At 55.0% G+C, this 13276-nt stretch carries 15 protein-coding genes, 2 tRNA genes and 1 other annotated feature; of the genes, 4 read left to right on the top strand and 13 right to left on the bottom strand.

What is annotated here, in order from left to right; all coding sequences use genetic code 11:
- Positions 1 to 7: 7 nt before the first annotated feature.
- The 4 genes from B5D52_RS02130 to B5D52_RS02115 form a co-directional block, all read right to left on the bottom strand.
- Positions 8 to 379: a type II toxin-antitoxin system PemK/MazF family toxin gene (locus tag B5D52_RS02130; RefSeq protein WP_016147595.1), complete on the bottom strand. Its 372-nt coding sequence runs from the start codon at positions 377 to 379 to the stop codon at positions 8 to 10.
- Positions 380 to 477: 98 nt separating this feature from the next.
- A complete protein-coding gene (gene alr / locus B5D52_RS02125) occupies positions 478 to 1602 on the bottom strand; it encodes an alanine racemase (protein ID WP_016147596.1) in 1125 nt (374 codons plus the stop codon).
- Between the two features lie 18 nt (positions 1603 to 1620).
- Positions 1621 to 2169: a hypothetical protein gene (locus tag B5D52_RS02120; RefSeq protein ID WP_016147597.1), complete on the bottom strand. Its 549-nt coding sequence runs from the start codon at positions 2167 to 2169 to the stop codon at positions 1621 to 1623.
- A 27-nt stretch (positions 2170 to 2196) separates the two neighbouring features.
- Positions 2197 to 3045: an NAD(P)H-hydrate dehydratase gene (locus B5D52_RS02115; RefSeq protein WP_016147598.1), complete on the bottom strand. Its 849-nt coding sequence runs from the start codon at positions 3043 to 3045 to the stop codon at positions 2197 to 2199.
- A 127-nt stretch (positions 3046 to 3172) separates the two neighbouring features.
- Between B5D52_RS02115 and B5D52_RS02110 the strand changes: the two genes are divergently transcribed.
- Positions 3173 to 3249: transfer RNA gene (locus tag B5D52_RS02110), tRNA-Pro, on the top strand.
- A 375-nt stretch (positions 3250 to 3624) separates the two neighbouring features.
- Here B5D52_RS02110 and B5D52_RS02105 read toward each other — a convergent pair.
- A complete protein-coding gene (locus tag B5D52_RS02105) occupies positions 3625 to 4257 on the bottom strand; it encodes a class I SAM-dependent methyltransferase (protein WP_016147599.1) in 633 nt (210 codons plus the stop codon).
- Between the two features lie 229 nt (positions 4258 to 4486).
- Positions 4487 to 4748, top strand: a binding site (T-box leader).
- Positions 4749 to 4823: 75 nt separating this feature from the next.
- Between B5D52_RS02105 and B5D52_RS02100 the strand changes: the two genes are divergently transcribed.
- The gene (locus B5D52_RS02100) at positions 4824 to 6209 is read left to right on the top strand and encodes a TrpB-like pyridoxal phosphate-dependent enzyme (RefSeq protein WP_016147600.1); all 1386 of its coding nucleotides are present in this window, start codon (positions 4824 to 4826) and stop codon (positions 6207 to 6209) included.
- Positions 6210 to 6249: 40 nt separating this feature from the next.
- Here the strand turns inward: B5D52_RS02100 and B5D52_RS02095 are convergent, their stop codons facing one another.
- Positions 6250 to 7116 carry a DMT family transporter gene (locus B5D52_RS02095; protein ID WP_016147601.1) on the bottom strand — a complete coding sequence of 289 codons (867 nt, stop codon included), beginning with the start codon at positions 7114 to 7116 and terminating at the stop codon, positions 6250 to 6252.
- A 120-nt stretch (positions 7117 to 7236) separates the two neighbouring features.
- Between B5D52_RS02095 and B5D52_RS02090 the strand changes: the two genes are divergently transcribed.
- Positions 7237 to 7323, top strand: a tRNA-Leu gene (locus B5D52_RS02090).
- A gap of 49 nt (positions 7324 to 7372) precedes the next feature.
- Here B5D52_RS02090 and B5D52_RS02085 read toward each other — a convergent pair.
- From B5D52_RS02085 to B5D52_RS02065, 5 genes are all read right to left on the bottom strand, one after another.
- Positions 7373 to 7609, bottom strand: coding sequence for a hypothetical protein (locus tag B5D52_RS02085; RefSeq protein ID WP_016147602.1), 237 nt, complete (start codon positions 7607 to 7609; stop codon positions 7373 to 7375).
- A 141-nt stretch (positions 7610 to 7750) separates the two neighbouring features.
- A complete protein-coding gene (gene tsf / locus B5D52_RS02080; protein WP_016147603.1) occupies positions 7751 to 8683 on the bottom strand; it encodes a translation elongation factor Ts in 933 nt (310 codons plus the stop codon).
- Positions 8684 to 8825: 142 nt separating this feature from the next.
- Complete coding sequence (gene rpsB, locus B5D52_RS02075; protein WP_016147604.1) at positions 8826 to 9554, bottom strand: 30S ribosomal protein S2; 729 nt, start codon at positions 9552 to 9554, stop codon at positions 8826 to 8828.
- Positions 9555 to 9725: 171 nt separating this feature from the next.
- On the bottom strand, positions 9726 to 10022 hold the full coding sequence (locus B5D52_RS02070) for a PRC-barrel domain-containing protein (protein ID WP_016147605.1): 297 nt from the start codon (positions 10020 to 10022) through the stop codon (positions 9726 to 9728).
- On the bottom strand, positions 10022 to 10906 hold the full coding sequence (locus tag B5D52_RS02065; protein ID WP_016147606.1) for a polysaccharide deacetylase family protein: 885 nt from the start codon (positions 10904 to 10906) through the stop codon (positions 10022 to 10024). The genes B5D52_RS02070 and B5D52_RS02065 overlap by 1 nt, the downstream gene beginning before the upstream one ends.
- A 32-nt stretch (positions 10907 to 10938) precedes the next feature.
- Between B5D52_RS02065 and B5D52_RS16305 the strand changes: the two genes are divergently transcribed.
- Positions 10939 to 11250: a hypothetical protein gene (locus B5D52_RS16305; RefSeq protein WP_207651140.1), complete on the top strand. Its 312-nt coding sequence runs from the start codon at positions 10939 to 10941 to the stop codon at positions 11248 to 11250.
- On the opposite strand, the gene B5D52_RS02060 is transcribed toward B5D52_RS16305, so the two are convergent.
- Both B5D52_RS02060 and B5D52_RS02055 read right to left on the bottom strand, forming a co-directional pair.
- Complete coding sequence (locus B5D52_RS02060; RefSeq protein ID WP_016147607.1) at positions 11232 to 12656, bottom strand: 4Fe-4S dicluster domain-containing protein; 1425 nt, start codon at positions 12654 to 12656, stop codon at positions 11232 to 11234. The genes B5D52_RS16305 and B5D52_RS02060 overlap by 19 nt on opposite strands.
- Before the next feature lie 61 nt (positions 12657 to 12717).
- Positions 12718 to 13272: a FumA C-terminus/TtdB family hydratase beta subunit gene (locus B5D52_RS02055; protein ID WP_016147608.1), complete on the bottom strand. Its 555-nt coding sequence runs from the start codon at positions 13270 to 13272 to the stop codon at positions 12718 to 12720.
- Positions 13273 to 13276 lie beyond the last annotated feature (4 nt).

The following is a 13276-nucleotide window of genomic DNA, read 5'->3' as shown; positions in this document are numbered from 1 at the left end:
TGTCTGTTTATCCCTGCGGCGCACCCGATGCGCCCAGTCCAAAGCTGACCGCCAGTGCCTGATCGATCCGCCGCATGTGATCTGCGTCCAGTGTACCCATTTTCTCGCGCAGACGCTTTTTGTCCAGTGTGCGGATCTGCTCCATCAGGACGACCGAATCCTTGGTCAGTCCGAACGAGCGCGCACCGAGCGAGATATGTGTGGGCATTTTTGCCTTGTTGACCTGCGAGGTGATGGCGGCTGCGATGACGGTCGGGCTGTATCGGTTGCCCACGTCATTCTGGACAATAAGTACCGGCCGGATACCGCCCTGCTCACTGCCGACCACCGGACTGAGATCAGCATAGTAAATATCTCCGCGTTTGACTTTATGTTCCACGCTGTTCAACCTCCGTTTTCTCAATAGGACTTTGTACTCCTATTTTCCCCGCATCGGAGGCAGATATAACCGTACCAAACCGGAATTTTTTAGGTGTCTTATAAGTACACACGCGGGATGCGGTGCGACACCGCGCACAGTACCTCGTAAGAGATCGTTCCCGCCGCTTCTGCGAGGGTGTCTGCGGTCACTGCCGCGTCACCGAATACGGTCACAACGTCGCCGCGTGCCGCCTTCACGCCCTCAGGCAGGCGCACCATGAGCATATCCATGCACACACGTCCGATGACCGGAACGGCCTGTCCGTCCACGACAACAGCCGCACGGCCCGAGCAGGCACGCAGATAACCGTCGGCGTAGCCGATGGCGACAACCGCCTCACGGATGGTCTCCTCGGTGCGGTAGGTGCAGCCGTAGCTGACCAGACGATCCTTTTCCAGCTCACGCACCTGCACGATGTGGGTCTTGACCGTCATGACCGGACGGACGTTGATGCGCACCGGATTTGCCGGGTCGGGCTGGTAGCCGTACAGGATGATGCCCGCGCGCACCATGTCCAGATAGCTGTCGGCATACTGCACAACACCGCCGCTGTTGGCACAATGCTTGATAGGCAGCGGCAGACCGGCCTGTTCCAGACCGTCGCAGACCTTACGGAACAGATCGAGCTGCTTGTGAGTGAATTCGATGTCCTCGGGCGCTGCCGTATCCGCAACCGCGAAGTGCGTAAACGCACCGCCGACCTCGATGCCGGGCAGCTTGGCGATCTCCAGCAGCTCGTCGATGGTCTGCTGGGTGCGGTTTGCCTGGAAGCCCAGACGGGACATGCCGGTGTCCAGCGCAAAATGTACCTTGATCGGCTTGCCCTCTGCGACAGCCGCCTGCGAGAACAACTCGGCGGTCTCACGGTCGTAGACCGGGACGGTGATCTCATGGCGCACGATGGCTGGCATATCAATGACATCGACATAGCCCAAAATAAGAATCGGCGTGCGGATACCTGCCGCGCGCAGCTCGAGTGCCTCGTCACCGGTTGCGACGCCAAAGTACGCCGCACCGCGCCGTTCCAGACAGTGTGCGACCGGCACTGCGCCGTGTCCGTACGCGTTTGCCTTGACGATGCACAGCACCGGACGGCCTGCATGTTTTTGGATGACGTCAAAATTATGTTCCAGAGCGGACAGATCGATCTCTGCCCATGCCCGGTTCTGATTCATTGCCATTTCGGTTCTCCTCGTTGTTCACTGGAATTGCTCAAAATACAGCGTCAGCTGTTTGTCCCCGTCGCAGTACAGTTCGGCACAGACCGGCGCCATGGTGTCAGGATTTATCCAGACGGTTTTGGCGATAGCCGGACTCTGGTCGGCGGTCTCGTAGTGCAGGCGCACTGCAGCGATGTCCCCGACCGGCTCGGTGCTGACCTCGGTCGGCTCACCCGTGCGCAGATCGTACAGCAGATCGGCGATTGCGTCCGCCGGTGTCAATCCGGGGATGTTGTCCCCGCTAAACATCAGCTCAGCCTCAGCATAGCGCAGCGTAAACGCGTCCGCATGCTCGCCCGAGATCTCGACCTGTACGCCCGCAATACTCTCCGGGGCAGTGATTGTCAGTAAATCGTTATCCTCTTTATTATACTCGTAATTGACCTCGTATTCCAGCGCAGAATCACCGAAATCTGATAAAATTTTAGCGTGTGTTTGCGCTGATTGTAACCCCTCATAATACGCACGCACGGTCTCCCCTGCCGGCGGGGCAGAACTGCCGCAGCCTGTGAGCAGAACGAGCAGCAAAACACACCCAAATAATCGCTTCAGCCGTCACCACTCCCTTGTATTGTACTCGTGCAGTACCTCGGGCAGGACACTCAGCATATCGGTCGGTGTCATGCCGTATTCACTCAGGCGATTGGCGCACACATCACCACAGCGTCCATGCAGCCATGCACCGACTCGCGCCGCGTCTGCCGGACGCAGTCCCTGACCGATGAGTGACAGAATCATACCGGCCAGCACATCGCCGCTGCCGCCCTTGGCCATACCCGGGTTTCCGGTCGTGTTACACGTCACCGTGCCGTCCGGCGCAGCTACGACCGTCCGGTGTCCCTTGAGCAGCAGCACACAGCCATAGCGCATGGCAAACGCCGCCGCGTCCTCTGCCGTCGGATGGTCAATGCCGGTCAGGCGTGAAAACTCACCCGCGTGCGGTGTCAGCACAACCGGGTACGCGGTACTGCACAACTTATCTATATGTCCGCCCAGCGCGTTTATGCCGTCGGCATCCAAAACGATCGGACAAGGAAGCGAGGTGAGTGCAGTCAAGGTCAGTTCCCGGAACGCCGCAAAGTGTCCCAGACCGGAACCGATCAGACAAGCCGCGCTGCGCTCGGCACGATGAAGCGCATCCTGCCAGCTGTCTTCGGTATAGGGATAGATGACAGGCTCGTTGAGTTTGACCGCCAGAATGGGATAGATGTCTGCGGGAACGGCCAGCGTCACAATCCCGCTGCCCATACGCACCGCACCTTGGGCGGCAAAGTACGGCGCACCGGTATAGCCGCTCGAGCCACAGAACGCCCACACCCGACCATAATCATTCTTGCTCGTCTCCGGCTTCCGGCCGGGCAGTAAGGCATCTACCTGTACCTTGGTAAAGCGCTCTATTTGCATCAAAAATCGCCCTCCAAAAAAATCCAAAAAAATTTTAAAAATAGTGTTGACAAAAAGGCCTGTTATAGATATAATAAAGAAGCTGTCAGCGAGAGTCAAGAAAAAACGACAGCGAACAACAAAAAATCGAGGTGTGGCTCAGCTTGGTAGAGCGCTTCGTTCGGGACGAAGAGGCCGCAGGTTCGAATCCTGTCACCTCGACCATCTTAACAGCATTCAGTAAATCTGGATGCTGTTTTTTCGTATCTGCATAATTTTCCGTCAGGATTCGAACCTGCTTTTAATCGCGCCGCGAGCCGAAACCACACCGAAGGTGCGTGTTTCGAATCCTGTCACCTCGACCTCGTCGCTGTGGACGTCGTATCCCTCGCAGCGACTTTTTCAAAGTCACTTCTCGCTCACTTTGTCACAGCTCCTCTTCCAACACGACCCGCTGCGCTGGGCTCGTGTCGGAGCCTATTACAGCATTCAGTAAATCTGGATGCTGTTTTTTCATTTCTGCATAAATTTTCGTCAGCATTCGAACCTGCCTTTCAATCGCGCCGCGAACCGAATTCACACAAGCGCCATTTTTGCGAATCAGGAGTCTTCCCGCATTGCCAACAAACAAAGCCAATGTTTTTTCTGATCGTGATATACCGTGATATCACAAAATCCAGCTTCTTTCAAAAAGCCCGACAGCTGCGCTTGGTTGAAAATTCGCAGTCCATCGATCGCAGACAACCACTTGTCATCTCCGGCCTTCATCCCATCCGACTCATTCACAATCAGGAATGTTCCACCCGGTTTTAAAATCCGATACACTTCCCGAAAACTTTCGGTCGGACCAGGCCAGAAATACACTGTTTCAAACGCGGTAACCAAATCAAATCTTGCATCCTCAAAAGGTAATTTGGACACATCCCCCTGCACAATGCGGCAGCGTCCTTTTTGTATCTCGCGCTGATTGACCCGTCTGGTTTTTTCCACGGAGATTTCTGAATAGTCCAGCGCAGTCACTTTAGCAGTCGGATATCTCTGCAAAAGTGCCCTGACATTTCGTCCACCGCCGCAGCCTAACTCGGCGATCTCCGCAATTCCTGTTTGCGGCAGATATTGCATTCCCCAATCCGCAACTTCAGCATGTGCACGATTCATACCGGCAACCATCCACCTGCCCAACAAACCTTCGGGCTTGCGGGTATTACCGAAAAATGATTTCAAAATTCCCATAATGACCTCCAAAAAGCATTTATAGTTAGTTATTACTAACTTATATTTACTATACCCTCTTCCCGCAGAAAAAGCAACTAAATGTACGCTGTATACGATGCGAACAATCTTTTGTGAACACTTTCAGCGTTTGCTGTCGATTTATAAATTCTTCTGCTATCTCTTGAACTTTTTCAAAAAAATGCTTGACAAATCACGTTTCCGCTTATATACTGTACTCAATTAAATTCCTAAACCGATGAAAAAGAAGAGTACCCGAAATTCGGATTCGCACAGAGAGCCGCGGCATGGTGGGAGCGCGGTCGAGGATGGTTCGGGGAATGGACTTTGGAGGGCAGATCGAACGGGTCAAATTTTGACCTCAGTAGTGAGACGGGGACTCCGCCCGTTATCAGTGGAGCCTGCATTGATCTCGATGCAGATTTGAGCGGACGTATTTCATACGTCAATCCGGGTGGCACCGCAGAGGTTTCAGCGCCTTTGTCCCAGAAATGTTCCTTGGGACGATGGCGTTTTTTTCATGCCTTCTTCCCGCAATCAACTGATTTTCAAAGGAGTGTATGATCATGACCAAGATTCCCCATCGCCTGTATTTGACCGAAGACCAGATGCCCAAGCAGTGGTTCAATCTGCGTGCGGTCATGAAGGAACAGCCCGACCCGATGCTGCATCCGGCAACCCTCCAGCCCATGACCGAACGCGATCTTTATCCCATTTTCTGTGAGGAACTCGCCCGTCAAGAGCTGGACGAAACCCATGCTTACATCGATATCCCGGAAGAAATCCAGGAAATCTACAAAATGTACCGTCCTTCCCCGCTGATTCGTGCCTATGCACTGGAAAAAGCACTGGGAACCCCGGCTAAGATCTACTACAAGTTCGAGGGCAACAATACCTCGGGTTCGCACAAGCTCAACTCAGCAGTTGCACAGGCCTACTACGCCAAGCAGCAGGGGCTGTCCGGCGTGACCACCGAGACCGGTGCCGGTCAGTGGGGCACCGCGCTGAGCGAGGCGTGCAGCTACTTCGATCTGACCTGTGATGTGTTCATGGTCAAGTGCTCTTACGAGCAGAAGCCCTTCCGCAAGGCAGTCATGCGCGTCTTTGACGGCAGCATCACCCCTTCCCCGTCCACGACCACCGAGGTCGGCCGCAAGATTCTGGCCGAGCACCCGGACACCACCGGCAGCCTGGGCTGCGCCATCTCGGAGGCCGTTGAAGCTGCTGTCAAGAGCAACGGTTCCAAGCGCTATGTACTGGGTTCGGTGCTCAATCAGGTGCTGCTGCACCAGTCCATCATCGGTCTGGAGAGCAAGATTGCCATGGAGCAGCTGAACGAATACCCCGACATTGTCATCGGCTGCGCGGGCGGCGGCTCCAACCTGGGCGGTCTGATTGCACCGTTCATGGCCGACAAGATCACCGGCAAGTCCAATCCCCGCATCATCGCCGTTGAGCCCGCTTCCTGCCCATCTCTGACCCGCGGCAAGTACGCATACGACTTCTGTGACACCGGCAAGGTCACGCCCATGGCACGCATGTACACGCTGGGCTGCGGCTTCATCCCCTCTGCCAACCACGCAGGCGGTCTGCGCTATCACGGCATGAGCCCGATTCTGTCCAAGCTGTATCACGACGGCTACATGGAGGCAGTCTCCTACGAGCAGACCAAGGTATTCGACGCTGCCGTCCTGTTCGCAAAGCGCGAGACCATCCTGCCCGCGCCCGAGTCCGCACACGCCATCCGCTGCGCGATCGACGAGGCACTCAAGTGCAAGGAGAGCGGCGAGGCCAAGACCATTCTGTTCGGTCTGACTGGCACCGGATACTTCGACATGGTTGCCTATGAAAATTATCTGAATGGCAACATGAACGACTATATCCCGACTGACGCCGATCTTCAGGTTGGTTTCAACTCCCTGCCCGACATCCCGCAGAACAAGAATATTTGATAGAAAAAGCGCACGGTTCAATAAACCGTGCGCTTTCGTTTTAATAAGATTTGATTGCCCGTCGATTGTAGCAGAACATACCGATGGACACACCACAGATGATGCAGTAGCCCAGAACGCTCAGCCAGTCGGGAATCTGACCGAACAGGAAGAATCCCAGAATGGCAGCAAAGACGACCTGTGAATAGTCGAAGACCGAGATTTCGCTCGCCGGTGCGTTGGAATAAGCCGCTGTGATCGAGAACTGACCGCCAGCCGCTGCAAAACCTGCACCCAACAGGCTGAGGGTCTGCGCCAACGTCATCGGCTCGCCGTGCATGAGCAGCCAGGGCACAACCGACAGGCAGGAAAAGCCAGAGAAGAAGAATACGATATATGCACCGCGCTCCTCACGCTGGCTGAGCGCTCGTACTGCCGTATACGCTGCACCCGCACACACACCGCCGACGAATCCCACCAGGGCCGGGAAAAATTCGGTCAAATCAAAGCTGGGCTTAATGATACACAGCGCACCGCCAAATGCGACGATGATCGCAGCCGCCTGCACCGGTTTGACCTTCTCATGCAGGAAGATCAGCGAGAAAATAATGGCCGCAAACGGCGACAGCTTGTTGAGCATAGACGCATCGGACAGCAGCAGATGGTCGATCGCATAGTAGTTACACAAAATACCGATCGTGCCAAAGCTCGCACGCACGATCAGAAGCGGTAAATTGCCCTTTCTCCAGCGAAATCCACCGCCCTGCCGCATTAAAATGATTAAGGCGAACACGAACGCAACTGCATTGCGGAAGAAACTTTTCTGCACCGGCGGCAGGTCACCCGCCAGCCGAACAAACGCATTCATCAGTGCAAAACAGAACGCTGAGCACAGAATAAACAGGATACCTTTGGTTCTTGAGTTCACGTTTCCCACACCCTCCCCGTGTTTTCATGGTATATTTTATCTATATGTATGATACCACGCAGATGTTTTTTTCTCAAGGCTCTTGCACGCCTTCTAAAAATCTGCTATAATATTTTAGACGCCGGTATGATGGAATTGGTAGACGTAGCGGACTCAAAATCCGCCGGTGGCGACACCGTGCCGGTTCGACTCCGGCTACCGGCACCATGAAAAAGACACCCAAATGGGTGTCTTTTTTGTTATCTTTTTCATCTTTTCAGCCCAAAAAGGCTACGATCAAACAGCTGACCAGTATCACCGCAAATAGGATTGCAAGGGTCACGGCACACGCCTTGCGCTTCTCTTCCGGCGTGGGTTCTCTGGATACAGGCATCTGCACAGAGTTGTTATAGCGATTCCGGTTTGCCTGGTTGCTTTCCTCCATCGCTTGCCGGTAATGGACATACCCATCCAATCCCTTGCCATAAAATCCATAATCATGATCGTCTGCCATCCTGCGCACCTCCCGTATCATCTCAGCATCGTGCTTGTGCTTTCATTATATGAAAAAGTATCGGAAAGGTCAAGACAGCAAAAAAAGAGGACAGGCCATGCCTGTCCTCTTTGCATATCCGATTGTGCTTCAAAAAGAAACTTACTTTGCCATGGAAGCAACTTCTGCTGCGAAGTCGTCCTGCTTCTTCTCGATGCCTTCGCCACGCTCGAAACGAACGCACTTGACCAGCTTGATCTCGCCGCCCAGTTCCTTTGCAACAGCTGCGATGTGCTGCTCAACGGTAACCTTGTTCTCCTTAACGAAAGCCTGCTGCAGGAGGCAGTTCTCCTCGTAGTACTTGCCAATACGGCCCTCAACCATCTTGTGGATGATCTGCTCCGGCTTCGGCTTAGCAGCAGTCTTGTTCTCCTCGAGAGCCTGAGCCAGCAGGATCTCCTTCTCCTTAGCCAGGGTAGCCTCGTCGACCTCAGACTTGTCCATGAATGCCGGATTCATAGCAGCAGCCTGCATGCCGATGTCCTTACCCAGCTCCTTAACGGTAGCGTTGTCCTTCAGGTTGTCGGAAACTTCCAGAGCAACCAGGGTACCAATAACGCCGCCCATGTGGTTGTAAGCAACGTTTACAGTGTTTGCGTCGAAACGAGCGAAACGACGGATCTGGATGTTCTCACCGATGGTCAGAACCTTCTCCTGCAGAGCGGTCTCAACGGTCAGCTCGCCCATCTTGCAAGCCTTCAGCGCGTCAACGTCAGCCGGGTTCTCCTTGATGATAACGGTAGCAACGTCGTTTACGAATGCCTGGAAGTCAGCGTTCTTTGCAACGAAGTCGGTCTCAGCGTTGACCTCAACGATTGCAGCGATGCCGCACTCGTCGCAAACCTTAGCGCATACAACGCCCTCAGCAGCAACACGGTCAGCCTTCTTAGCAGCCTTTGCCAGGCCCTTCTCGCGCAGCAGCTCGATTGCCTTGTCGAAGTCGCCGTCAGCCTCGGTCAGAGCCTTCTTGCACTCCATCATACCTACGCTGGTCATTTCGCGCAGCTTCTTTACGTCAGCAGCAGTAAAAGCCATTTTCAGTTCCTCCAAAAAGATAAATTTCAGTGCATAAAAAACGCAGGGTGCGACGACTGACCGGCGCGCCGGGGGCGTCGCGCCCTGCGAATTAAAAATTTCGAGAATCCAGTCTCTATACTGTTTTCAGACGGGTTTCGTCTTACTCAGCAGCAGCTTCCTTCTCCTCAGCTGCAACCTCGAGCTGCTCGCCCTGCTTGCCTTCCAGAACAGCGTTAGCCATGGTCTGGGAGATCAGCTTGATTGCACGGATTGCGTCGTCGTTACCCGGGATAACGTAGTCAACTTCGTCCGGATCGCAGTTGGTGTCAACGATAGCGACAACCGGGATGCCCAGCTTCTTAGCCTCAGCGATTGCGTTCTTCTCCTTGCGGGGATCAACAACGAACATAGCGCCCGGCAGCTTCTTCATTTCCTTAACGCCGCCCAGGTACTTCTCGAGCTTAGCGATCTCGAGCTGGAGCTTGATAACTTCCTTCTTGGGAAGCAGATCGAAGGTGCCGTCTTCCTGCATCTTCTTGAGCTGGTTGAGACGGTTGATACGGGTGCGCATGGTCTTGAAGTTGGTCAGCATGCCGCCCAGCCAACGTGCGTTTACGAAGAACTGACCGCAACGCTCAGCCTCTTCCTTGATAGCGTCCTGAGCCTGCTTCTTGGTGCCGACGAACAGGATGGACTCACCAGCAGCAGCGGTGTCACGAACGAAGAAGTAAGCCTCCTCCAGCTTCTTGACGGTCTTCTGCAGGTCGATGATGTAGATGCCGTTACGCTCGGTGAAGATGTAAGCTGCCATCTTCGGGTTCCAGCGGCGGGTCTGATGGCCGAAGTGTACGCCGGCCTCCAGCAGCTGCTTCATAGAAATTACTGCCATTTTTAGTTTCCTCCTTGGTTTTAACCTCCATCCCGTTTCATCTGACAGGCGGCAACCGCTCCGAGAGCGGCCACCCGCCGCGTGCATCGCGGGATGTGTGTACTCGTACTTTCATATACTATCATACCACCCGTGGCTTTGTCAAAGGGATTTTTACATTTTTCCCGATTTTTACGAAGAAAACCACTTCTTTGTCCGGGGAGTTGGGCAGGATGACGCATAGCGGACAAAAATGATGTCCTCGCCGATCTTTTCGACCGACTCCCACGGGATGACGGCATCGTCTCCCCGTCCCAACAGGCCGAGCACACCGGCGGTCTCGGGGACGATCAGCGCGGTGATCTGCCCGCTGTCCGGGTTAAACTGTATGTCACTGACATATCCCATCCGCGCCCCGTCACACAGGTTGATAACCTCCCGACAGCGCAGCTCGCTGAGTGTCACATTGTTCTCACAGGATTCCCGCATTACGATCCCTCCCCCGGCAATGCCTTTTCAAAGAAAGTGGTCGTGGACATGCCCGACGGCCGGTTGTACCGTCCGAGCAAAAACAGACTGTCCGGGTCACCGGGCGAAATGATATTGATGCGCTCCTCACAGGTCAGCGTGCAGCGAAATCCCATCTCTTTTAGAATGTCCTCGGTCTCGTCACTGTATGCACCATACGGATAAGCATAGCACTGCGGCGGCGTCAGACCGGATTCAGCAAGATAGGTCTGGGAAAGATGCGTGTCGTCAGTCAGCATCTGCCGGTATTCCTCGACGCTCTCGCTTCGCTTTTTCAGACAGCCCTTGCGCACACTGTCATCGTGCAGATCATAAGAGTGATTGCCGATCTCGAACACGCCGCTCTCCTGCATCTCGACCAACCGTCCAGCCGACAGATACGACCAATAGGCGTTTTCCTGTCCACTTTCGGTGTAGAGCGCGGTCTGTTCGCCGATGACCGACACAACTGCCTGCATATCCCGCTCGGCCAACAGCGGATAAGCGTATAAGTAGTTATTGTAGAACCCATCGTCAAAGGTAATCAGCACCGGTTTTGCGGGCAAGTCTCCCTTGCCGTCAACAAAGTCCACCAGCTCACTAATCGTCACAGTCTCATACCCATTGTGCTGCAAGTAGTCCAGATCGGCCTCGAGTGCCGCCGGACTGAGTACATACGATCCCGCCCGCGCCTCGTCCTTGAGGATACTGTGGTACATGATGACTGGCAGCTGTACCCCGCCCTGCTCCAGCATGGCCGCGACCCGCTCGTCCGCCCGGTGCAGATTCCACGCACAGATGCCGCCCAGCAGCGCGATGGTCACCGCCATCTGCATGACCAGCTTGCCCATTCCGGTTCGTTCCATTTCCTTCCCTCCTTTTTGTCCGGTTCCAGTGTATGCAGCCATCAGACAAAAAAGAAGCGCAGGATTTACCTGCGATTGAAGTCGTCGAAAAACTGCGGTTTTTCGACGATCAGACGTCCGCCGCGCAAAGCGCTCTGGACGAAGAATGCCCGAAACCGCGCATAAATGAGCGGATTCCGGCATTTTGCTGTGTAAAAAGTCACGCACGTGTCGCGACTTTTTACGAAATTTCATGTGCGCCACAGGCGCAGAGAACTTTTCCAAAAAAAGCAGAAGCGCAGGGTTTACCTGCGCTTCTGGGAATATACCATGGGAATATACCATATTATACGCCGACCTTGTAGGTGTCGATCGCCTGGCGGACGTTTTCCTTGTCGCTGTCCTTGCCGTACTTGTCGACCTTCATGCGGCTCTTGGGCTCGTGGTTGAGCGATGCTGCGCCGCCAACGCAACCGCCGACACAGGCCATGCCCTCGATGAAGTTCTTGTCCAGCTTGCCAAACTTGGCCTTCAGCAGTGCCGCCTTGCACGCCTCAATGCCGTCACAAGCCTCGGCCTTGACCTCAAAGTCCAGACCCTTCTCCTTGATGACCTCGAGCACAGCCTCGGTCAGGCCGCCCGAACGGCCAAAGATACGGCCAAAATAGGACGCATCGTTCATGGACGTTTCTTCCAGGCTTTCCATCTCGATCTCGCGTGCGTCGATCATCGCCTGAAGCTCCTCAAAGGTCAGCACGCTGTCAATCCACAGATCAACATTCGGCAGACGCATTTCGGCCTTCTTTGCCGTGCAGGGACCAATGAAAATGCACTTGACCGGGCTTTCTCCGCCCAGCTTGACAAACTTGCCGATCTCAGCCATGGGCGACAGATTGTGCGAAATCTTGTCTGCCAGCTCAGGTACATGCTTCTTGATGTAATCGACAAAGGCAGGGCAGCACGAAGAGGTCAAAAATCCCTTCTCGACCAGCTCCTCGGCTTCCTTGTCGGCAACCATATCCGCACCGATTGCAGCTTCGACCACATAGTCAAAGCCCAGCTGACGGATGGCCGTTGCAACCTGTCCGAGCGTCACACCGTCAAACTGTGCAGCGATAGCCGGGGCGACGATTGCGACCGTCTTATAGTTTTCCTTCTTATTGCGGATGATATTGATGGCATCGACCATAAACGACTTATCCATGATCGCGCCGAACGGGCAGGCATACGAGCAAGCGCCGCACGAGATGCACTTCTCGGGGTTGATCTCGGCCTTCTTCTCCTCGTTCATGTGGATGGCACCGACCTTACAGCTGCGCTCGCACGGACGAACGTGCTCGGTGATCGCACCGTAAGGGCAGACCTTGGCACAGCGTCCGCACTCGATGCACAGGTCAAAGTCGATGTGTGCCTTGCCGTTTTTCTTGGAGATCGCCTGCTTGGGGCAGGTCTTGATGCAGCGCTGCGAGATGCAGCCGCGGCAGGACTCGCTGACCATGTAGCGCTCGACCGGGCACTCGTCACACGCGATCTCAATGACCTCGATGATGTTCGGATTGCGGCGGTCACCGCCCATTGCCAGTCGTACACGCTCCTGTACAATGGCGCGCTCCTTGTACACGCAGCAGCGCATGGTCGGCTTGGGGCCGGGCGAGATGAGCTTGGGAATCTCGTAGTAGGATTCCATCAGCGTTCCCTCGTAAGCACGCTTAGCAACCGCCTTGAGCACGCGGTACTTGAGCAGCTGCACATCGGTTTCAAATGTTCTCATTGGTGGTTTCCCCTCTTTCGTAAAATCGTCAATTCTTTCCCCGAATCAATCAAATCATCCCTTATTCGGTGCGATACTGTGCCGCACCATCGCGGTACAGGTTACCGCCTACGCTGTCCATTGCCACAATGGCAGTAAATCCCTCGACGGTCAGCCGCTTGACCGACTCGCATCCCAAATCCTCGTATGCAATCACATCGAGTGCCTTGACGCTCTCTGCCTTGACCGCACCGGCGCCGCCAATAGCGACCATGTACACGGCACCGTTGCGTGCCATCGCATCGGCAACCGCCTGTGAGCGCACGCCCTTACCGATCATGCAGGTCAGACCGGCGTCGAGCAGGCGGGGCGAATAAGGGTCCATGCGTCCGGAAGTGGTCGGACCGACCGAGCCAATGACCTGACCGGGCTTTTCCGGGGTCGGGCCTGCGTAGTAGACCGCTGCGCCGTCCAGATCAAACGGTAAGGCCTGTCCCTCGTCCATCGCTGCGACAATACGCTTGTGCGCCGCATCGCGTGCAGTATACAGCGTACCGGTCAGCGTGACCGTATCGCCTGCCCGTAGCTTGGGTGCGAACGCTTTGAGGTCTTGGGTCTTTAAATCATAGTGTGCCATGCTG

The sequence above is a fragment of the Butyricicoccus pullicaecorum DSM 23266 genome (genome assembly GCF_900167005.1).
GTDB classification, from domain to species: Bacteria; Bacillota; Clostridia; order Oscillospirales; family Butyricicoccaceae; genus Butyricicoccus; species Butyricicoccus pullicaecorum.
The sequence above is the reverse complement of the archived record's forward strand: the minus strand, read 5'-3'. Positions and strand labels throughout refer to the sequence as shown.